Annotated in this window: 23 protein-coding genes; 11 read left to right on the top strand and 12 right to left on the bottom strand. The window is 72.1% G+C overall.

The genetic code is table 11. The features are described 5' to 3' along the window. Window positions 1-180 precede the first annotated feature (180 nt). On the top strand, window positions 181-966 hold the full coding sequence (locus OG488_RS30510; protein ID WP_329234593.1) for a hypothetical protein: 786 nt from the start codon (window positions 181-183) through the stop codon (window positions 964-966). 19 nt (window positions 967-985) lie between these two features. Here the strand turns inward: OG488_RS30510 and OG488_RS30505 are convergent, their stop codons facing one another. Continuing rightward, complete coding sequence (locus tag OG488_RS30505) at window positions 986-1,735, bottom strand: GntR family transcriptional regulator (RefSeq protein ID WP_329234590.1); 750 nt, start codon at window positions 1,733-1,735, stop codon at window positions 986-988. Between the two features lie 143 nt (window positions 1,736-1,878). On the opposite strand from OG488_RS30505, the gene OG488_RS30500 reads away from it, so the two are divergent. Continuing rightward, complete coding sequence (locus OG488_RS30500) at window positions 1,879-2,727, top strand: (2Fe-2S)-binding protein (RefSeq protein ID WP_329234589.1); 849 nt, start codon at window positions 1,879-1,881, stop codon at window positions 2,725-2,727. A 204-nt stretch (window positions 2,728-2,931) separates the two neighbouring features. Beyond that, window positions 2,932-4,017: a DUF2637 domain-containing protein gene (locus tag OG488_RS30495; protein WP_329234586.1), complete on the top strand. Its 1,086-nt coding sequence runs from the start codon at window positions 2,932-2,934 to the stop codon at window positions 4,015-4,017. Between the two features lie 3 nt (window positions 4,018-4,020). On the opposite strand, the gene OG488_RS30490 is transcribed toward OG488_RS30495, so the two are convergent. Next, a complete protein-coding gene (locus tag OG488_RS30490; protein ID WP_329234583.1) occupies window positions 4,021-4,431 on the bottom strand; it encodes an ATP-binding protein in 411 nt (136 codons plus the stop codon). A gap of 242 nt (window positions 4,432-4,673) precedes the next feature. Between OG488_RS30490 and OG488_RS30485 the strand changes: the two genes are divergently transcribed. Next, window positions 4,674-5,072, top strand: coding sequence for a ribonuclease (locus OG488_RS30485; RefSeq protein ID WP_329234580.1), 399 nt, complete (start codon window positions 4,674-4,676; stop codon window positions 5,070-5,072). Between the two features lie 96 nt (window positions 5,073-5,168). Next, a complete protein-coding gene (locus tag OG488_RS30480; RefSeq protein WP_329234577.1) occupies window positions 5,169-5,558 on the top strand; it encodes a barstar family protein in 390 nt (129 codons plus the stop codon). A 33-nt stretch (window positions 5,559-5,591) separates the two neighbouring features. On the opposite strand, the gene OG488_RS30475 is transcribed toward OG488_RS30480, so the two are convergent. Together OG488_RS30475 and OG488_RS30470 are read right to left on the bottom strand one after the other, a co-directional pair. Beyond that, the gene (locus tag OG488_RS30475) at window positions 5,592-7,334 is read right to left on the bottom strand and encodes a pyruvate dehydrogenase (RefSeq protein ID WP_329234574.1); all 1,743 of its coding nucleotides are present in this window, start codon (window positions 7,332-7,334) and stop codon (window positions 5,592-5,594) included. Window positions 7,335-7,394: 60 nt separating this feature from the next. Beyond that, window positions 7,395-8,873 (bottom strand): protein phosphatase 2C domain-containing protein, encoded by a 1,479-nt coding sequence (locus OG488_RS30470; RefSeq protein ID WP_329234572.1) that lies wholly within the window; start codon window positions 8,871-8,873, stop codon window positions 7,395-7,397. Window positions 8,874-9,183: 310 nt separating this feature from the next. Between OG488_RS30470 and OG488_RS30465 the strand changes: the two genes are divergently transcribed. Both OG488_RS30465 and OG488_RS30460 read left to right on the top strand, forming a co-directional pair. Then, complete coding sequence (locus tag OG488_RS30465) at window positions 9,184-10,170, top strand: helix-turn-helix domain-containing protein (protein ID WP_329234569.1); 987 nt, start codon at window positions 9,184-9,186, stop codon at window positions 10,168-10,170. Window positions 10,171-10,247: 77 nt separating this feature from the next. After that, a complete protein-coding gene (locus OG488_RS30460; protein ID WP_329234567.1) occupies window positions 10,248-10,730 on the top strand; it encodes a DUF456 domain-containing protein in 483 nt (160 codons plus the stop codon). A gap of 52 nt (window positions 10,731-10,782) precedes the next feature. On the opposite strand, the gene rsgA is transcribed toward OG488_RS30460, so the two are convergent. Next, entirely contained in the window at window positions 10,783-11,946 is a 1,164-nt protein-coding gene (gene rsgA, locus OG488_RS30455; protein ID WP_329234564.1) for a ribosome small subunit-dependent GTPase A, read from the bottom strand. A gap of 316 nt (window positions 11,947-12,262) precedes the next feature. Between rsgA and OG488_RS30450 the strand changes: the two genes are divergently transcribed. After that, complete coding sequence (locus OG488_RS30450) at window positions 12,263-12,763, top strand: DUF5949 family protein (protein ID WP_329234561.1); 501 nt, start codon at window positions 12,263-12,265, stop codon at window positions 12,761-12,763. 140 nt (window positions 12,764-12,903) lie between these two features. On the opposite strand, the gene OG488_RS30445 is transcribed toward OG488_RS30450, so the two are convergent. The 6 genes from OG488_RS30445 to OG488_RS30420 form a co-directional block, all read right to left on the bottom strand. Next, window positions 12,904-13,311, bottom strand: coding sequence for a rodlin (locus OG488_RS30445; RefSeq protein WP_329234558.1), 408 nt, complete (start codon window positions 13,309-13,311; stop codon window positions 12,904-12,906). A gap of 115 nt (window positions 13,312-13,426) precedes the next feature. Continuing rightward, complete coding sequence (locus OG488_RS30440) at window positions 13,427-13,663, bottom strand: hypothetical protein (protein WP_329234555.1); 237 nt, start codon at window positions 13,661-13,663, stop codon at window positions 13,427-13,429. Window positions 13,664-13,929: 266 nt separating this feature from the next. Then, window positions 13,930-14,340: a rodlin gene (locus OG488_RS30435; protein ID WP_329234552.1), complete on the bottom strand. Its 411-nt coding sequence runs from the start codon at window positions 14,338-14,340 to the stop codon at window positions 13,930-13,932. Between the two features lie 174 nt (window positions 14,341-14,514). Further along, window positions 14,515-14,817, bottom strand: a complete 303-nt coding sequence (locus OG488_RS30430) for a hypothetical protein (protein ID WP_329234549.1) — start codon at window positions 14,815-14,817, stop codon at window positions 14,515-14,517. Window positions 14,818-15,008: 191 nt separating this feature from the next. Next, entirely contained in the window at window positions 15,009-15,242 is a 234-nt protein-coding gene (locus OG488_RS30425) for a chaplin (protein WP_386860295.1), read from the bottom strand. Between the two features lie 222 nt (window positions 15,243-15,464). Beyond that, a complete protein-coding gene (locus OG488_RS30420) occupies window positions 15,465-15,869 on the bottom strand; it encodes a rodlin (protein ID WP_329234547.1) in 405 nt (134 codons plus the stop codon). Between the two features lie 266 nt (window positions 15,870-16,135). Here OG488_RS30420 and OG488_RS30415 point away from each other — a divergent pair, with 266 nt between their 5' ends. From OG488_RS30415 to OG488_RS30405, 3 genes are all read left to right on the top strand, one after another. Further along, on the top strand, window positions 16,136-16,894 hold the full coding sequence (locus OG488_RS30415) for a chaplin (RefSeq protein ID WP_329234544.1): 759 nt from the start codon (window positions 16,136-16,138) through the stop codon (window positions 16,892-16,894). Window positions 16,895-17,097: 203 nt separating this feature from the next. Continuing rightward, the gene (locus OG488_RS30410) at window positions 17,098-17,829 is read left to right on the top strand and encodes a FadR/GntR family transcriptional regulator (RefSeq protein ID WP_329234541.1); all 732 of its coding nucleotides are present in this window, start codon (window positions 17,098-17,100) and stop codon (window positions 17,827-17,829) included. 55 nt (window positions 17,830-17,884) lie between these two features. Further along, complete coding sequence (locus OG488_RS30405; RefSeq protein ID WP_329234538.1) at window positions 17,885-19,057, top strand: FAD-dependent monooxygenase; 1,173 nt, start codon at window positions 17,885-17,887, stop codon at window positions 19,055-19,057. Here OG488_RS30405 and OG488_RS30400 read toward each other — a convergent pair. Beyond that, complete coding sequence (locus tag OG488_RS30400) at window positions 19,045-19,743, bottom strand: FadR/GntR family transcriptional regulator (RefSeq protein WP_329234535.1); 699 nt, start codon at window positions 19,741-19,743, stop codon at window positions 19,045-19,047. The genes OG488_RS30405 and OG488_RS30400 overlap by 13 nt on opposite strands. Window positions 19,744-19,812: the final 69 nt, after the last annotated feature.

Raw genomic sequence — 19,812 nt, 5'->3', positions numbered from 1 at the left:
GTCACGGCGCCCCCGGCCTCCGGGCGATTGTGAAAACTTTCACCTGACATTGATCCCACCCCTTGGCCCGGCGTGCCATTCCGTGCTGAGATGCGCGCAGACCCTGGCCGACGGGCGTTCGCCCGCCGGCCTCCACAGCTCGATGGCGCGCTCGGGGAGGGCAACGTGGCGCATACCGCCATGTCTGGTTCCGGAACGACAGCAGATGACGATCCGCCGCTCCAGACCGCGGTATGGCGGCTGCGCTCACGCGCCTGCTGGACGGACGCCGCCGCACTGCTCGAACCCCACGCGTCCACCGATCCCGCGGCCGCCCTCCAGCGGACCTCGCTGCTGACCGAGCGGTGCCTGTACACCGGCGTCGGATGGACGGACGCCGAGGACGCCCTGCGCACCGCCGAGGCGCTCGCCCACGACGACTCCGAGCGCGGGGCGGCCGCCTGCGAGCGGGGCTACCTCGCGTACGCCTCGACCCTGCTCGGGGCCCGTGACCGGGCCGACGAGGCGAGCGTGGCGCTCAGCAGGGCCGCCGCCCTGCTCTCCCCGGCGGCCCCCGGCCGCCCCCTGCTGGACTTCCGCCGGGGCCTGATCGCCCAGAACATCGCCGACTCCCCCCAGTCCGCCCGGGCCGCCTACCGCAGGGCGCACGCCGGGGCCACGGCACGGGGCGACGAGCTCCTGCTCTCCTTCACCTGGCGGCACCTCGCCTCGCTCGCCCTGCGTGAGGGCGAGCTGGCGGAGGCGCGGCACGGCTTCGCCGAGTCGCTGCGGATACGGGAGGAGCTGGGCTACCTCGTCGGCACGGCTCCGGCGCTCATCTCGCTGGCGGACGCCGAGGCGGAACCCGAGGCGGCCGCCCGGCTGCGCGCCGAGGCCGGCCGGCTGTTCCGGCTGCTGGGAGGCGTACCGACCTGGCTCGCCCCCCGGCTGGAGCCGCCGGCCCCGGAGACCGTCGAGGCGAACTGACGGGCCGGGGACGCCGGGCTCAGACGTCCGCGCCGTTGAAGTGTTCGCGTACGAGCGACCGGACCACCGTCAGGTCGCGGGCGATGAGCGCGTCCAGGAGCGCGGTGTGCTCCGAGGCGTCGGCGAGCAGGTCGGCCCGGCGGCCGGCGGGGCTGTCGACGAGGGGCCACTGGGACCGCCGGTGGAGGTCGTCGGCGACCGACACCAGCTGCTGGTTGCCGGACAGGGCGAGCACGGCCCGGTGGAAGGCCCGGTCGGTCTCGGCGTAGGCCGCCCGGTCCCCCACGGCGGCCGCCGCGACCGTGGCGTCGGCCAGCGGGCGCAGCGCGCACCAGGCCGCCGCGGGGACGGTACGGGCGAGCCGCAGCATGACCGGGACCTCGATCAGGGCGCGCACCTCGGCGAGCTCAGCCAGCTCGCCCGGGCCCCGCTCGCTGACCCGGAAGCCGCGGTTCGGCACGACCTCGACGGCGCCCTCGACGGCCAGCTGCTGCATCGCCTCGCGCACCGGTGTCGCGGACACGCCGAAGCGGGCACCGAGTGCGGGAGCGGAGTAGACGTGCCCGGGAGTCAGCTCCCCGCCGACGAGCGCGGCGCGCAGGGCGTCGAGGATCTGGCCGCGTACGGAGTGCCGCTGGACGACGGCCCGGGGCGCGGGCGGCTCCCCGTGGGTGTGCTCGCCGCGCACCTGTTCGGGCACGCGGATCCCCGGCGGAGGGTCCGCGGGCGCGTACGGCCGCGCGTTCTCACGCGCTCTGCCCTGCTCCATCGGAACCTCCTCGGCCTGGCGGGCCGACTCGCGCGCGCCGGACCCCTTGTGCACGATAGGCGGAGCGGGCCACGGTTCACACATCGATCTCTTCGGGTAAGGTAAGGCTTACCTGCAAAAGATCGTGATTCGGTGGTCCCCGTATGACCGTGCCCGCCCTGCTCACCGCCATCGCCCCGTCGCCGCTGACGGCGGCGTACGTACGACTGGCCGAGGTCTTCCCCGGTCTGCGCGCGGAGGTGCTCGCCGACGACGTCGCGGCGCCCACGGGCGGCGGATGGGTCGGTGCCGCCGATCTCGCGGCCGGGGGTGCCGCGCTGGACGAGTTCCTGGCCTGGGACGAGGCACAGGTGCTGCGGGACTACGGCACCCGGGCCCGCCCCGACGTGGTGGCGAGCTTCGGACTGCACCGGTACGCGTGGCCGGCCTGCCTCCTGGTGACCCTCCCGTGGTTCACGCACCGCCGGGTCCCGCGGATCCCCGTCGACGAGGTCTCCTTCCACCGGGGCCTGGGCCGTCTCACCCTCCGCGCGGGGGAGTTCGCCTGCCTGCCCGACGACCCGGCGGCGGGGCTGCCGGGCGCGCGGGTCGTCCCCGACGAGGCGGCGCTGCGGGCCGAGGTGCTCGACGCCGTGGCGCAGCACATCGGCCCGGTGCTGGACGGCTTCCGGCCGCGCATGCGGCGCGGGAAGCGGGCCCTGTGGGGCATGGCGACCGACGAGATCGTCGAGGGCCTCTGGTACATCGCCCACCTGCTCGGGGAGGAGGGCCGCGCGATGAGGGAGCTGGAGCTCCTGCTGCCCGGCACCACCAAGCCGTACGTGGGCACGGCGGGCTTCCGCGAACTGACCGGTCCCGACGGCGAGTCGCTCCCGACGCGCGACCGCGCGAGCTGCTGCCTCTTCTACACCCTGCGGCCCGAGGACACGTGCGTCACCTGCCCGCGCACCTGCGACGCGGACCGCGTGCGGAAGCTGACGCCCGCCCCCTGAGCCGCACGGCGGCTCACACCACCCGGGCGGGCGACCACAATTCGAACGCAACTCAACTTACCCGTAAGGGCGCTCGAAAAGATTCCGTCCAACGATGAGCCCCGCCACCCCAATGGCGTTCACTTGCCCCGAAACCCGCTGAGCGCGGCGGTATTTCCGTCACGATGGCGCCCGAAACGCCCTACGTGACGCAAGGGACCGTGCATGAGACTGACCGACATATCGCTTGACTGGCTGCTTCCGGGCGCCGTGCTGCTCGTGGGAGTCATGGCGGCGGTGACGGTGGTCGCGCGCGGCAAGCGCGCCGCTGAGAAAGCCGCGGCCGACGACAGCTGGGAACGCAGCGAGGAGCGCCGCAGGCGCAAGGAGGCTCTCTACGCCACCGCCTCGTACGTCCTGCTGTTCTGCTGCGCCGCTGTCGCCGCCGCCCTCTCCTTCCACGGGCTCGTCGGCTTCGGCCGGCAAAACCTCAGCCTCTCCGGGGGCTGGGAGTACCTCGTACCCTTCGGCCTCGACGGGGCCGCGATGTTCTGTTCGGTGCTCGCGGTGCGGGAGGCCAGCCACGGCGACGCCGCACTGGGCTCCCGGCTGCTGGTGTGGACGTTCGCCGGTGCCGCCGCCTGGTTCAACTGGGTGCACGCACCGCGCGGCATGGACCACGCGGGCGCCCCGCACTTCTTCGCGGGGATGTCGCTCTCCGCGGCCGTGCTCTTCGACCGCGCGCTGAAGCAGACCCGTCGTGCGGCGCTGCGCGAGCAGGGCCTGGTGCCCCGCCCGCTGCCGCAGATCCGGATCGTGCGGTGGCTGCGCGCCCCCAGGGAGACCTTCGGCGCCTGGTCGCTGATGCTCCTCGAGGGCGTACGCACCCTCGACGAGGCGGTGGACGAGGTACGCGAGGACCGCCGGGAGAAGGAACAGAACCGGCACCGCCGGAGGGACCAGGCCAAGCTGGACAGGGCGCAGATCAAGGCCCTGAACCGGCAGAACCGGGCCTGGGGGCGCGGTGGCCGGGCCGGACGCCAGATGGACGTCCAGGCCATCGCCCCGGCAGCGGGAGGCGGCCCACCGGCCGTCGCGGAGCCTGCCATAACAGAGCCGGGACAACTGCCGCTGCGTCCCCGGCCATCCCTGCAAGCCGTGAACGGCTCGAACTCCAGGAGTACTTCGACACAGACCACCAGCGGTGACCCCGCGACCGTCGACCTCACCGCCGAGGACGACACCCAGGCCCTGCCCCGGCTCGATTCGCTGGAGCAGAAACTGAAGGACCTGGAGCAGCAGTTCGGCTGAGCGTCAGGACCTCCCCGCGTTCAGCTCGAACCAGACCACCTTGCCCAGCGCCTGCGTCATGACTCCCCAGGAGTCCGCCAGGCTCTGGACGAGGAGCAGTCCCCTGCCGTGCGTACCGTCGTCGGCGTTCGGTACGTACGGCGCGGGATCCTGCCCGGTCACGAAGTCGCGCACCTCCACCCGTAAGCGCGTGGGCGCGGACGTCACCGTGACCACGGCGCCGTGCCGCGTATGGATCAGCGCGTTCGTCACCAGCTCGCTGAGCAGGAGCTGTGCCACCTCGGCCTCCTCCGGGCGTCGGCGGCGGCGCAGGAACTCCCGCAGCTCCGCCCGTACTTCCCCCACGGCCGACAGATCGGCATGCCCGAGTCTCCGGTGCATCCGCGTCGGCGGTCTCTCCTGTCGCTTCGCCATGTCCCCCGCACGCACGCTGAATCGGCCTCCTCGGCTCCCGCTTCATCACGTCATGTGTCGAACGCTTTCACGGGATGCATGCCCCACGGCGCAACGGTCACGCATCAACACATGAACGGGCGAGAGTGCGACCCCGCGCGAACGACCGGCGCGTTCCATTTCCCTACCCCCGGTTAACTTCCGAAAAATTCACACGAGTTGGCGTTGACGGATGGGGATCTACGCGCGTCATCATGGTGGGTATGCGAATCCCCCCACGGATCACCACGCTCGGCGGCATCGCCGCCCTCCTGTCCGTCCTCTTCGTCGGCGGGCCGGTCACCGCCTCGGCGGCGACGGCTCCCTCGGCCGCCGCGGTCGGCAGTGTCTGCTACTCCGCACTGCCGTCCCAGGCACACGACACGCTCGACCTAATCGAGGCGGGCGGCCCGTTCCCGTACGACCAGGACGGCACCGTCTTCCAGAACCGGGAGGCGCTGCTGCCCAGCCAGGGCACGGGCTACTACCACGAGTACACGGTCATCACCCCCGGCTCCTCGGACCGCGGGGCCCGACGGATCGTCACGGGTGAGGAGGCCGAGGAGGACTACTACACCGCGGACCACTACGAGTCGTTCGACCTGGTCGACCACGGCTGCTGATCCGCACTCCCCCGGACCGGTCCGCGCCGTAGTCCCCCACCTGCGGCGCGGACCATCGGACGGCACGGGAGGCGAAGGCACCTGTACGCTCCCCGCATGACCGTGACCTATGTGCTGGACGGCTCGGGGATCACCGGCCTCGACAGCTTCTGGGATGCGATCGGCGAGGCGGTGAACGGCCCCGGCGGCTATTTCGGCCGCGGCCTGGACGCCTTCGCCGACTGTCTGAGCGGCGGCTTCGGCACCCCGCGGGACGGGGACTTCGTCATCGAGTGGCGCGACCACGCCCGCTCCGCCCGCGCGCTGGGGCACGAGGAGACCGCCCGCCGGCTGGAGCGCCTGCTCCCCCGGGTGCACCCCACCAACCGCGCGCGCGTCGAGGCGGAGCTGGCCGAGGCCCGGGCGGGCCGCGGTCCGACACTCTTCGACCAGTTGGCCGGGATCATCACGGACCGGACCACACCCGGGACACTCCGGCTGAGGTGAGCCCATGTCCCGTGCCGGGCGCGGCCGTCCGGCTCAGGGCCGGGGCACGTTCCGGAGGTTGGACCGGGCCATCTGGAGCATCCTGCCGACCCCGCCGTCCAGGACGATCTTGCTGGCGGAGAGGGCGAAGCCGGTGACCATGTCGGCGCTGATCTTCGGCGGGATGGAGAGGGCGTTCGGGTCGGTGACCACGTCGACGAGCGCGGGCCCCTTGTGCTTGAAGGCGTCCTTGAGCGCGCCCTCCAGCTGCTTGGGCTTCTCCACCCGCACCCCGTAGGCCCCCGCCGCCCGCGCGATCGCCGCGAAGTCGGGGTTCTTGTTGGTCGTACCGAACGACGGAAGCCCCGCCACCAGCATCTCCAGCTCGACCATGCCGAGCGAGGAGTTGTTGAAGAGGACGACCTTCACCGGCAGGTTGTACTGGACGAGGGTGAGGAAGTCGCCCATCAGCATGGTGAATCCGCCGTCGCCGGACATCGAGACGACCTGCCGGTTCCGGTCGGTGAACTGGGCGCCGATCGCCTGCGGCAGCGCGTTGGCCATCGAGCCGTGGCTGAACGATCCAATCACCCTGCGCTTGCCGTTGGGCGTGAGGTAGCGGGCCGCCCAGACGTTGCACATCCCGGTGTCCACGGTGAACACGGCGTCGTCGTCGGCGAGTTCGTCGAGGACCGAGGCGACGTACTCCGGGTGGATCGGGACGTGCTTCTCGACCTTGCGGGTGTACGCCTTGACCACGCCCTCGAGCGCGTCGGCGTGCTTCTTCAGCATCCGGTCGAGGAACTTGCGGTCGGTCTTGGCCTTCACACGCGGGGTCAGGGCGCGCAGCGTCTCCCGTACGTCGCCCCAGACCGCGAGGTCGAGCTTGGAACGCCGGCCCAGGTGCTCGGGGCGGACGTCGACCTGGACGATCTTCACATCGGTCGGGAGGAACGCGTTGTACGGGAAGTCGGTGCCCAGCAGGATCAGCAGGTCGCACTCGTTGGTGGCCTCGTAGGCGGCGCCGTAGCCGAGCAGCCCGCTCATCCCCACGTCGTACGGGTTGTCGTACTGGATCCACTCCTTGCCCCGCAGCGCGTGGCCGACCGGGGCCTTCACGCGCTCGGCGAACTCCATGACCTCGGCGTGGGCGCCCGCCGTGCCGCTCCCGCAGAACAGCGTCACCCGTTTGGCCTCGTCGACCATCCGGCAGAGCTTCTCGATCTCCGCGTCCCCGGGCTTCACGGAGGGCCGCGAGGTGACCAGGGCGTGCTCGATCGACTTCTCCGGGGCGGGCTGCGAGGCGATGTCGCCGGGCATCGAGACGACGCTGACGCCGCCCCGGCCGATCGCGTGCTGGATCGCCGTCTGCAGCAGCCGCGGCATCTGCTGCGGGTTGGAGATCATCTCGTTGTAGTGGCTGCACTCCTGGAAGAGCAGCTCCGGGTGGGTCTCCTGGAAGTAGCCGAGGCCGATCTCGCTCGACGGGATGTGCGAGGCGAGGGCGAGCACGGGGGCCATGGAGCGGTGCGCGTCGTAGAGGCCGTTGATGAGGTGGAGGTTGCCCGGGCCGCACGACCCGGCGCAGGCGGCGAGGGTGCCGGTGATCTGGGCCTCGGCACCCGCGGCGAACGCGGCGGTCTCCTCGTGCCTGACCTGGACCCACTCCACGGCGGAGTTCCGCCGGATGGCGTCGACGACGGGGTTGAGGCTGTCACCGACGACGCCGTACAGCCGCTTGACCCCCGCTCGCACCAGGATGTCGACGAACTGTTCCGACACGTTCTGCTTGGCCATGGGTGCGCACCCTCTCCGCCTCGGGCTGTCCGGGACTCCATCAACCCACGCCGCGCTCCGTTACGCCTCCCAGACCGCCGCGCACGTCCGGTCGTCCGCGTACCCCTTGATCCTGAGCTGTATGTCGGCCAGATAGGCCGGGAGTCCCGGAGGACCGCCCGCACCCCACCGCCGGGCGAGCTCCCCGGCCAGCCCCGGCTCCCCGCGCAGGGGCTCGGCGAGGCCGTTCCCGCAGAGCAGCAGCGTGTCGCCGGGCCGGGCGACGGAGGCGCGGAAGCGGAAGGGCTCGGCGGGCGGCGGCGGAGGGCCCTCGGCGTACGACGGCGAAGGCGTGGCGATCTGCAGATCCATCGTCAGACGGTCCCCGCCCGGGCTCTCCTCGTTCGCCGCGCCGCCGGTCGCGGGCAGCACGGGTTCGAGGTCCTGCCAGGCCCCGTCGCGGAGGCGGAACAGGCCGCCGGGCCCGATCCCGAAGAAGACCCGTGTGCGGCACGACGGGTCGGAGGAGAGCAGCAGACAGCGCAGACCGGTGCTGTACGCCGAGGGGTCCAGCCCTAGTTCGGCGGCACGGGCGCGCAGTCTGCCGTAGGTGCGGTCGGTGAGGCGGTGCAGACCCGACTTGAGGTCGCCCCTGCGGCCCGCCCTTATGTCGTCGGAGAGCCGGGCGTGGCTGCGGGCGACCGCTCCGCCGATCCAGCGACAGGCGTCGGTGGCGGCGAGACGGGCCTGCTCCTCACCCCGGGTGCCGCCGGCCACCGCGACCAGGACCAGCGCGGCGTCCCCGGTGCCGAAGCGCGCGGTGAGCAGGGCGTCGCGCCGCGGCTCGCCCCGGAAGCGCGCCGAGTCGCCGCGCACGGACGCGGCCCGGAGGGTGTACGTGCCGTAGCGGGCCCCGTCGAGGACCGTGTCGGGCACGAGGCCGTCCAGGTCGTCGGGGCCTGAGCCGGGCAGCGCCGCGGGCTCCGCGTCGTAGGTCGGCGGCCGGTCCCCGAGGTGGCCGACGGCCGGGCGCTCCGGCGGCCCGGGGGTGTGCACAGGCTCCGGCACGGGCGGTACGGCCACCGCGGGCGGCTGGGGGGGTACGGGCGGTGCCGGCGGCGGACGTACGGCGAAGGTCTGCGGCCGAGGGGGCGCGGCCGGGGGCTCCCAGGGGGCGCGCCCGACCGGGACGGTGCGCGGGGGCCGCGGCGGCTGCGCGGCGGGGGGACGCCCCGTGCCGGGAGTCGGCGCCGGTGCGGACGGTGGCGCCGGGGCCGACGGTGGCGCCGGTGCTCCGACCGGCGGAACGACGGGTCGCGCGGGCGGCGGTCCCGGCGCCGGGCCGGCTTCCGGCAGGCGCGGGTCGGGCAGCGGCACCACCGTGACCGGGTGGTCCGCACGGCCCGCCTCCGGGTCGCCCACGGCGTCCGACGCGGAGTCGAACCGGTCGTCGAGACTGTCGGCCGCGCCGCTCGGACCGGTGTCCGGCGCGGTCCCGTCGTACAGCTTGCGCCACCAGTCGTCCTCGTGTGCGGCGGGCTTCTCCCCCTGCTGACTCATGCCCATAGTGTCGACCGCTCGGGCCCCACGAAAACGGGTCATCCGGAAAACAGGCCCGGAAGTGGCAGCCACGAAGGGACCCGCCGGACGTCCCCACCCCCCACGGGAAGGTCGCCCGGCGGGCCGGTCCATCCGCATGGCCCTCCACCTGCGGGGCGGAAGGTGCCGACGGTGGCGCCAGGTTGTCAGAGTGGCGGAGGGTACGGGGCATGATGGGCCCGGCGGGTTTACGCCGTGGCCGTTTCCCGCCACGGCGGACCCGCCCGACGGGCGCGGGAACGCGCGTGCACCGAGCCGGGGAGGGCCGAGGATGCTGTCAGCGATAGGTCTCGACGAGAGACAGGAAGCGGCCTACCGGGCGCTGGTCGCGGCGGGCGCCGCGGAGCTCGCCGATCTCGCACGCCGGCTGGCCCTGCCCGAGGCGGACGCCGAGCGCGCCCTGCGCCGGCTGGAGCAGCAGGGGCTCGTGGCCCAGTCGTCGTCGCGGGCGGACCGCTGGGTCGCGGCGCCCCCCGGCGTGGCGCTGGGCGCGCTGCTGACCCAGCAGCGCCATGAGCTCGAACAGGCGGAGCTGGCGTCCGCCCTGCTCGCCGAGGAGTACCGGGCCGAAGCGGCCGAACCGGCGGTGCACGACCTGGTGGAGGTGGTGACCGGCGCGAGCGCGGTGGCCCACCGGTTCCACCAACTGCAGCTGGGCGCCGCGTCGGAGGTCTGCGCCCTGGTCACGGGGAAGCCGATCGCGGTCACCGGCATGGAGAACGAGTCCGAGGAGCGGGCGGCGATGCGGGGCGTCTCCTACCGCGTGGTCGTCGAGCGCGACGTCCTCTCGTTGCCGACAGGGATCACGGAGCTGTCGGCGGCGCTGGGCCGTGACGAGCAGTGCCGGGTGGTCGACCGGGTGCCGACGAAGCTGGTGGTCGCCGACGCCGCGCTGGCGATGGTGCCGCTGACCGGCCGGGGGGCCGAACCTGCCGCCCTGGTGATCCACGCCAGCGGGCTGCTGGAGTCCCTGATGGGCCTCTTCGAGGCGGTGTGGCGGGACGCGATGCCGCTGCGGCTGGGCAGGGGTGGGATCAGCGAGGAGAACGGGCCGGGTGCCGATCCGACCGATCTGGAGATCCTCTCGCTGCTGCTGGCCGGTCTGACGGACGCGAGCGTGGCGAAACAGCTGGACCTGGGGCTGCGGACGGTGCAGCGGCGGGTGAAGGGGCTGATGGAGCTCACCGGGGTCACCACCCGGCTGCAGCTCGGCTGGCACGCCTACGAGCGCGGCTGGGTGGCCCGCGCGCCCCGCTGACCGCCCTCGCGACACCGCGGCCACTCACACGACCGCGCTGACGGGCGGGACCCGGCGGACTCCGGCACGCTGGTCGAATGAGTGTGTGGCAGCTCGTTGCCGTCGGGGCGGTGATGCTGCTCGGCCTGGTCGGCGTCCTGGTGCCCGGCGTGCCGGGGCAGGCGATCGTCTGGGCGGCGGTGCTCTGGTGGGCGCTGACGGACCCGACGCCGGTCGCCTGGGGTGTGCTGATCGGCTCGACGTGCCTGCTGCTGCTGAACCAGGCGCTGAAGGCGCTGCTGCCCTCGCGGCGCCCCCGCGAGACGGGGGCGCCGCGCAGGACACTGATGGCCGGAGGGATCGCGGCGATCGCCGGCTTCTTCGTGATCCCGGTGGTGGGCGGGATCCTGGGATACGTGGGCGCGGTCTACGGGGCCGAGCGCCTGCGGCTCGGGAGCCGTGCGGCGGGCTGGACCTCGCTCCGCTCGGTGATGCGGGCGACCGGGTACTCGGTGCTCCTCGAACTCTTCTGCTGCCTGTTGGCGGTGGGGGCGTGGCTGGGAGCAGTCGTCTGGGGCTGAGGACCGGCTGTCCGGACGGCTCACGCCGCCGCCCGGACACCGGCCGTTCCCGCTAACGCGTCCTGCCCCGCTTCATCGCCATGGCCTCGCGGCCCTCCGCGCCCCTGCGCTTCCATTCGCGGAGGGTCTCGCTGCGCAGCCGGGCATCGGTCTTCGCCGCGATGCGGTGGTTCTCCCGGAGGAGCTTGCGATAGCTGTCGAGACGCCGTTCGGCCAGGGATCCGTCCTCGATCGCACCGAGCACGGCACAGCCGGGCTCGGACTCGTGGCCGCAGTCGTGGAAGCGGCACTGCCGCGCCAGGTCCTCGATCTCGGAGAAGACCTGGCCGACGCCCGTCTCCGCGTCCCACAGACCGACCCCCCGCAGCCCCGGGGTGTCGATGAGGACACCCCCGCCGGGGAGCACGAGGAGATTGCGGGTCGTGGTGGTGTGACGGCCCTTGCCGTCCACCTCGCGGGCCTCCTGCACGTGCATCACGTCCGTGCCGAGCAGCGTGTTGGCGAGGGTCGACTTGCCCGCGCCCGAGGTCCCGAGCAGCACGCTCGTACCACTGCCGACGATCGCGCCGAACACGTCGACGCCCTCCCCCGTGGCGGAGCTGACGGTGAGCACCTGCACCCCGGGGGCGATGCGCTCGACGTCCTGGACGAGGTGGGACAGCGTGGTGGCGTCCGGGACGAGGTCGGCCTTGGTGAGCAGCACGAGCGGCTGCGCCCCGTACGCCTCGTGCCCGGCGGAGGGGACCCCGTCGCCGAGCAGGGCGGCGCCGGCGGTGGCGGACATGGCCAGCGCCAGGAACCGCTCCAGCCGTCCGAGGTCGAGCTCGACCGCGAGCGAGACGCAGATGACGATGTGGTCGATGTTGGTGGCGAGCACCTGCCCTTCGGAACGCTGCGACGACGTCGAGCGCACGAAGGCCGTGCGGCGGGGCAGGAGCGTCCGGACGAACTGCGGGTCGCCGTCGGGGTCGACGGCCACCCAGTCACCGGTGCAGACGATCCGCATCGGGTCACGGGGCACCACGAACGCGGTGTCCGCCCTGAGGGTGCCCGCAGGGGTGACCACGTCGCACAGACCGCGGTCCACCCGCACCACACGCCCCGGCAGGAGTCCCTGCTCTGCGTACGGGGCGAAGGTGTCGGCCCACGCGTCGTCCCAGCCGTACGGAGCCAGCGGGTGCGACGGAGCGGAAGCCTGGGAAATGGAGAAAGACAAGGGAAACCCTTCACAAGGGCGGCCCCGGCAACGCGCGTCAGGCGCGGAGGAGAAGGTCGGTCAGCCGGTGGCCACAGGGGTGGGAACGATGCACTTCGGCTTGTGGGCAGTGCCCATCGCAACGACAGTCATCAATGTCCTCACCTCCTGGTTCCTCGAACTCCGCACACCATAGCCGGGGGTCGCCCGGCGCGGTCAACGGGTTTTCCGGGAGCGGACAGCCGATCCGGAGGATTGGGGCGGGTTGGCAAGGATATTCCCCGAACAGGTGATACGGGTGCACAAGGACGGGTCTCGGGCGGTTAGGGTGCCGGACATGACTTCACCGAAAACCGCCACCCTCCCTTATTCCCAGGCCCAGTTGGGCACCCAGGTACTGATCGGCTGGAGCGGGGCGAGCGCCCCCGGGGAGCGAGAGACGGCCTTCCTTCTCGCCTACTCGCTCGGCGACGGTCCGGACGGGCCCGAGGCCGGGGAGAGCGCCATGTACACGGCCCTGGAGCGCAGCGGCCTGCGCGTGGGAGGCGAGACCCTGGACGCCACGGACCTGCCGAACCTTCCGGTGAAGCTCCTCGTCCAGGCCGGTCAGGCCGTGCTGACGCTGCCTCACTTCAAGGCGCAGTACACCGTGCCCCCCGAGTGGCTGGCAGCGGCGCGGTCCGAGGGCAGGGTCCACGGGATGTTCGCCACGCGTCCGTGGCCCGCGGCCGTCCCCGGGCAGCCGGTGGGCGAGGAGGCCCTGCTGGCCTTCGTGGGCGACCCCGACGTCATCAGGACCTCCGCCCACTGCCTGCTGCCGGTGCGCAGCCTCGGCTGACCGCCCGGTGCCCCCCGCACACACGACGGCGATGCCCACCACCCCCCGTGGAGTGGTGGGCATCGCCCTGTGCGACCTGGGCCGCAACGGCGTGCGGGCGGCCCGCCGGCGTACACCCGGGGCCGCCCGCACGCGTGGTGTCAGTTGTTGCCGACGCCGTTGCCCGAGAGCACCGGGATGTCGTTCAGGATGTGCGACAGCGGCTCGTCGCCCTTGGCCTGCGTGGAGTTGTCCGCGCACTGCTGGTTCTGCGGGTTCGACAGGACGTTGATGTCCTGGACGGCGATCGGAATGAGACCGATCAGCGAACCCACGTTGGCCTTGACCGGCAGGGCGATGCAGGGCTTGTTCAGCGAGCCCTGGACGAGGCTGAGCTGGGGGCTCTGGTCGCCCTCGGTCTCGCTGTTGCCGAACTCCGACTCGGCGCCGTTGCCGTTGATCGTCGTCGTACCGTGGTCGTCGCCGATCGCCATGGCCGAGGGGGCCGCGGCGGCGGACAGGCCGATCAGGGACACGGCTACGGCGGCGCCGGCCATCATCTTCTTCATCACGCTTCACCTTTCGGAGCGTCCCGTTGTGGAACGTACTGATAACCCCAAGCGGAGCTTTCGGTTCCGCTACACCACTCGAACGGGTTGGATCCGGATCAGGGTCGACGCGCGGTCACGCGCCTCCGGACTCTGCGCCGCCCGCCGTACGGGCGGCGGGGACGAAGACGCCCCTCCGGTCGGACACGGCCCTGCCGGGCGTCTGCGATGCCGCTTCCGCGCCCCTCGGCCGCCACTCCGGCTCACTCCGGGCGGCATCGCGCCATTCGGCGAGCAGTCGGTCGTAGATGGGCGTGGAGCTCTCCGGCAACCGGGCGGGGCCGGGCTGGTGGTGCCTGTCGTACGGGTCCATGAGGCGCATCTACCCGGACCCGCCCGCAATGTCGGCCGATAGTGTGGCAATCAGCCCAATTCACGCACTATCGGGCTACCCGACGTGCAGACCGGTGGCCGCCGCCCGTGCGCGTACAGCCGTGTGGGGCCGCCCTGCCCGTGCGCCGACCGAGGTTCGGACGCGGCACGGACAGAACGGCCCCACACGTGTTCACGGACTACGACGAGGCGGGAAACCTAGCGCCCTGGCCCGAAGAGGCCAGGGAGGGACGGAGTCGCGCGGTGTCAGTTGTTGCCCGCGCCGTTGCCCGAGAGCACCGGGATGTCGTTGAGGATGTGCGACAGCGCCTCGTCACCCTTGGCCTGGGTGGAGTTCTCGGTGCACTGCTGGTTCTGCGGCGAGGACAGGACGTTGATGTCCTGGACCGAGATCGGGACGAGCCCGAGCAGCGAGCCGATGTTCGCCTTCGCCGGCAGGGCGATGCAGGGCTTGTTGAACGAGCCCTGGATGAGGCCGATCTGCGGGCTCATGTCCCCGTGGGTGCTGCTGTTGCCGTAGTACTGGTCGGAGCCGTTGCCGTTGACCGTCGTGGTGCCCTGGTCGTTGCCGATCGCCATGGCCGAGGGGGCCGCGGCGGCGGAAACACCGGCGACGGATGCGGCCATGGCCGCCGACGCCAGAATCTTCTTCATCATGAACGTGCCCTTCTGGTTTTTCTGTTGCCCGCCTGTCCGGAGCACTCTGAACAACTCCGTCCGGTGGCGCGCGGTTGCGCTCTTTCACTCGAACGATGTTTCTCGTCCGGCTCACCGCGCAGCGCACGGAAGCGGTGCGGTGAACCGCGCGGAACGACATTGCGGGCCCTGTGGTCAGCCGCCCAGCGGAAGTCCGCCCAACAGCGTTCCCGCCGAGTCGGCCGCACCGGTCACCAGGTCGGCCGACCTGCTCACCGTGCCGTCCTCGCGCACTTCTTCGACGGTGTCTCCGACCCCGTCCACCAGGGGGTTCACCACCCGGTCCGGGATCTGGGGCACCGTGGACGTCAGTTCGTTCACGCCGCCGGTGAGGCTGATCCGGGGGGCCGTGGGGGCGGTCACGGCGAGGGCGGGAGCGGCCGTCCCGAGAGCGGCGACGGAACCTGCGACCAGGGCGACGGTCTTCGCGTACTTCACTTTCCCAAATCCCTTCTTCGGCGGCGTCCACCGCCTTTCACGGGACAACGACCATCTGCCGGGCGGGGAAACTGCGCACGTCTGAATTTCCCCCCGGGCTCACCGAACCCGGGCGCACCGAGAGGGCCCTGGAGCGGCATGTGCGCTCCAGGGCCCTCTCATGACGAACCGTCGGCTCGACCGTAAGGAGATCAGTCGTTGATGCAGACGTTGCCGAAGGCCGGGTTGAGCAGACCGATGACGTTGATGGTGTTACCGCAGACGTTCACCGGGATGTGGATCGGAACCTGCACCACGTTGCCGGACAGGACGCCCGGGGAGCCGGCGGCGACGGCCTCGGCGCCGGAGTCGGCCATGGCCGGGGCAGCGGCACCGAGCGCCATGAGGGTTCCGGCGGCGACGGCGGCAACCTTGGTGTACTTCACTTTCGTCCCTTTCTGCAGCGGAGTCCTGAGCGGTCACGGCTTTCGTGCCGCACGAGCGATTTTCTGAAATGCGCTCGTGACTCCGGAGCTGTCATGCATAACGATTGGCAGGCGGCCACGAAACGCTGTGCGAGGAGTTTTCCGGAAGACCGCCCGAATGATGCAGGCCCGGGCCGCACGATGGAGGAGTGTCGGCGGCCCGGACCGGTCCCGGGGATCCGGTCAGCTGTTGCCGGCACCGTTGCCGGAGAGGACCGGGATGTCGGACAGGATGTGCGACAGCGGCTCGTCACCCTTGGCCTGGGTGGAGTTGTCGGTGCACTGCTGGTTCTGCGGGTTCGACAGGACATTGACGTCCTGGATGGCCAGCGCGGCGAGGATTCCGACGAGCGCACCGGCGTTGGCCTTGACCGGCAGGGCGATGCAGGGCTTGTTCAGCGAACCCTGGACGAGGCTGAGCTGCGGGCTCTGGTCGCCCTCGGTCGAGCTGTTGCCGAACTCCGACTCGGCACCGTTGCCGTTGATCGACGTCGTGCCGGTGTCGTTGCCGATCGCCATGGCGCTGGTCGCCGAGAGACCGAGGACGGAGGCGGCGACGGCGCCCGTAGCCAGAACCTTCTTGATCACGATGAACCCTTCTCGTACCGATTGCCCCGCAGCGGAGCACCCTGATCAACTGGGCGGCCGGCGTTTGGTTCCCCCCGTTCACCCGAATGCCATGACTCCGCCCAGGGGGCGAACACCCGTACGTGACCCTTTCGGGTGGTTACACAATTTCCACCGATCTCCAAGTTTCCCCCGTAACCGCCGTGTCGTTAGGGAGTCGTCCGCGTCGATGGAATGACTGCCATCAGGGCCACCGCCCACGCGAATTTCCCGGAGAAGGGCACGTAATGCGACAGGTTCTGAATAAAAGCATGATCGTCATGGCGGCGGCGTCGGGCATCCTGACCGCCGCCGGCGGTTACGCGCACGCCGACGCCTCGGCCGACGGTGTCGCCGCCAATTCCCCCGGTGTCGGCTCGGGCAACGCCGTGCAGGTCCCGGTGCACGTCCCGGTCAACCTGTGCGGCAACACCGTCAATGTGATCGCCCTGCTGAACCCGGCCTTCGGCAACACCTGCGCGAACGTCGGCTCGGACGACGGCCACGGCCACGGTTCGTCCGGTGCGAGCGCCGACGGCAAGGCGGTCGGATCGCCCGGCGTCCTGTCCGGCAACCTGGCACAGATCCCGGTGGACGTCCCCGTGAACGCCTGCGGCAACTCCGTCGACGTCGTCGGTGTGCTCAACCCCGTGTTCGGCAACACCTGCGTCAACGAGAGCGGCCGCGACCACGGTCACCCGCCGGTCCACCCGCCGGTGCACCCGCCTGTGGAGCCTCCGGTCGACCCGCCGGTCGAGCCGCCGGTGACGCCCCCGACCGAGGAGCCGCCCACGGTCACCCCGCCGACCGAGGAGCCCCCGACCGTCACGCCGCCGACCTCGAAGCCTCCGGTGGAGCCGCCGGCCGGCAACCCGGGTCCGAACACCCCTGGCGCGCAGCTGGCCCAGACCGGTGCGGGTGAGATCGGCCTGGCCGCCGGCGCGAGCGCGGCGCTGCTGCTGGGCGGCGCGGTGCTCATGCGCCGCACCCGCGGTTCGCGCGGCTGACCAGCTCCTGAGAGGGAGCCGCACAGAGAGGGCCGGCCGACAGCTGCACCTGTCGGCCGGCCCTTCCGCGTCCGGGACTGTGCTGCTCCCGGGCCTCGGCTCCTTCCACCGCCAGGGAGGAGACCTGGCATGACGTACGACGTCGGATATCTGACGCCTTGGTAGCGTGTCCCCCCGGCTTGACGAGCGAGAGGGGCCGAGAGGTGGCGAGTTCACCCGCGGGGGGCGGCAAGCCCGGCCGGACACTGCTCCGGCAGGAGGTCGCCGAGGGGATCAAGCGCTACATCCTGGAGGAGCGCCTGCGTCCGGGCGACGCCCTGCCCACGGAGCCCGCACTCTGCGAGGCGCTCGGCGCGAGCCGCTCCAGCGTGCGCGAGGCGGTCAAGATCCTCGACGCGCTGGACATCGTCGAGGTCCGTCACGGCCACGGCACCTACGTCGGCCGGCTGAGCCTGTCCGCCCTGGTGGAGAGCCTGACGTTCCGTGGACTGCTCTCCCCCGGCGACGACTTCCAGGTGCTGGCCGACCTCGTGGACGTACGCGAACTCTTCGAGCGCGGGATGGCCGACCGCATCATCTCGCTGCTCCGGCCCGCCGATCTCGACCGGCTGGACGCGCTGGTGGCCGACATGCGCGGGACCGACGCCCACGCCGGTGACGGCTTCGTGGCCGCCGACCGGGCGTTCCACGCGCTGCTCGTCGCCCCGCTCGGCAACGACCTCATCGGGCAGCTCTCGATGGCCTTCTGGGATGTGTACGCGATCGTCGCCCCGCATCTCGACGGGTTCACCCACGCCGACGAGACCGCGACGATCGCCGCCCACCAGGCCGTCGTCGACTCCGCGCGCGCCGGTGACACCGCCGGCTTCGTGAAGGCGCTGGTTGAGCACTACGCCCCGGTCAGGCGCCGGATCTCGGAGGCTCGCGGGTCCTGACCTGACATCCTGGGTCCCCATACGAGGATCGAGCTCAGGGGTGCCTGCGATGCCGATGACGGGCTTACGGATGGGTGTGGTCGGCGGGAGCATCGCCGGCTGCGCGACGGCGATCGCCGGGACACGGTCGGGGGCGGACGTCACCGTCTACGAACGCAGCGGCGGCGAGCTCCGGGACCGGGGCCTCGGGATCGTCATCCCGCCCGCCCTGCACACCCGGCTGGTCGGCCTCGGTTATCTGGACGCGTCGATGCCGACCGCCCCGGTCGCCTCCCATGTCTGGCTGGCCCGGCCGCGGGGCCTGCGCACCGCACGTGAACTCGCCCGGCAGCCGAGCCCGGTCACCCCCTGCAACTGGGGCCTGCTCTGGCAGTCGTTGCGGGCGAACACCGGCGGAGCCCGCCATCATCGGGGCCGGCCCGTCACCGGCGTCGGCCGGGCCCCCGGGGGAGGCGCGCTGATCCGCACGGCGGAGGGCGAGGAGGCGTACGACATCGTCGTGGGGGCCGACGGGCACCGGTCGCTCACCCGGCAGTCGCTCGCCCCGGGGCTGGAGCCCACCGCCGCCGGGTACGCGGTGTGGCGCGGCACGATCCCCATGAGCGCGCTGGCGGGCCACCGGCGCCAGCGGGAGCTGCTGCGCGAGGCCTGGGTCACGCTGGGCTTCCCGGGCGGCCACGGCATCTTCTATCTGATCCCGGCGGGGGCAGGCGCGGATCCCGAGGAGCGGCTGCTCGCCTACGCCGTCTACGCCACCGCGCCGGCCGGGGACGAGGGGCGGGAGACCGCCGCATACGTACGGGAGATCGCGGACGAGCACTTCCCGGACGAGTGGGCGGACATCGTGGCGCGGGGGGAGCACGTCTCGCTGGTCCGTCATCCGGTCACCGACCTCCACGCGCCGCGCGCCGCGGACCCGCCCTTCCTGCTCGCGGGTGACGCCGCCGGAATCACCCGGCCGCACACCGCGAGCGGGGCGGTCAAGGCGCTCGAGGACGCGCTCTGCCTGGAAGCCGCGCTGCGCGACAGCGCATCAGCCGAGGAGGCACTGCGCCGGTACGAGGCCGAACGCACGGCCGAGGGTGCCCGACTGGTCGAGCTGGGCCGCCGGCTGGGAGTGGCGCAGGTGGAGCGGGCTCCCGACTGGGGCGCGATGGGGCAGAGCGAGATCGACAGCTGGTTCCGCGCCGCCCTGGCCGGTACGGCCAGCTACCTCTACGAGGGCTGACCACCCGCGCCCAGCCGGTGGCGGATGCCGTCGAAGTGGGTGCGCATGGCGCGGACCGCCCGCTCGCCGTCGCCCGCCGCGACCGCCTCGACGATCTCCAGGTGCTGGGCGCAGGTGGTCCGCGGGTCCTGATGGCCGTCGTCGAGGTCCTCGCGCACCCGGTCCATCGCCGCCCAGAACGCGTCCAGCACCTCACTGAGCAGGTGGTTGTCGAGGGAGGCGTAGAGGGCGAGATGGAAGGCGCGGTCGGTGGCGCGGGCCACGCGGCCGGTGTGCGCCTCGGACTCCATGGTGGTCACGAGCACGCGGAGCGCGGCCAGGTCCTCCGCCGGTATGCCCGCGGTGACGGCTCCCACCAGGCCGGCCTCGAGGGCCTCCCGCACCTTCATCAGCTCCAGGAGGCCCGGTTCGCCCCGCCGGTGGCGGACGGCGGCGCGGAAGGCGAGCCCTTCGGCGAACGGTGAGAGCGAGAGCGAGCCGACGAAGGTCCCGGAGCCGCGCCTGATCTCCACCGCGTTGAGGGCCTGGAGCGACTTGAGCGCCTCGCGCACCGACACCCGGCCTGCGTCGAAGCGCTCCATCAACTCCCCCTCGGTGGGCAGCGGGTCGCCCGGGCCGAGCCGCTCGTCGAGGATCAGTTCCTTGATCCGGCGCTCGATGTCCTGCGCCATGGTGGGGCGGGCCACGTCTGTCCTCCTGGGGTGCCGTTACCTCTTGACCGTTCGCCGGGGCATCTGTTTAAGGTGAGCCCAGAC

The organism is Streptomyces sp. NBC_01460 (genome assembly GCF_036227405.1).
Lineage (GTDB): Bacteria > Actinomycetota > Actinomycetes > Streptomycetales > Streptomycetaceae > Streptomyces.
This window is presented reverse-complemented; position numbering and strand designations above follow the sequence as displayed.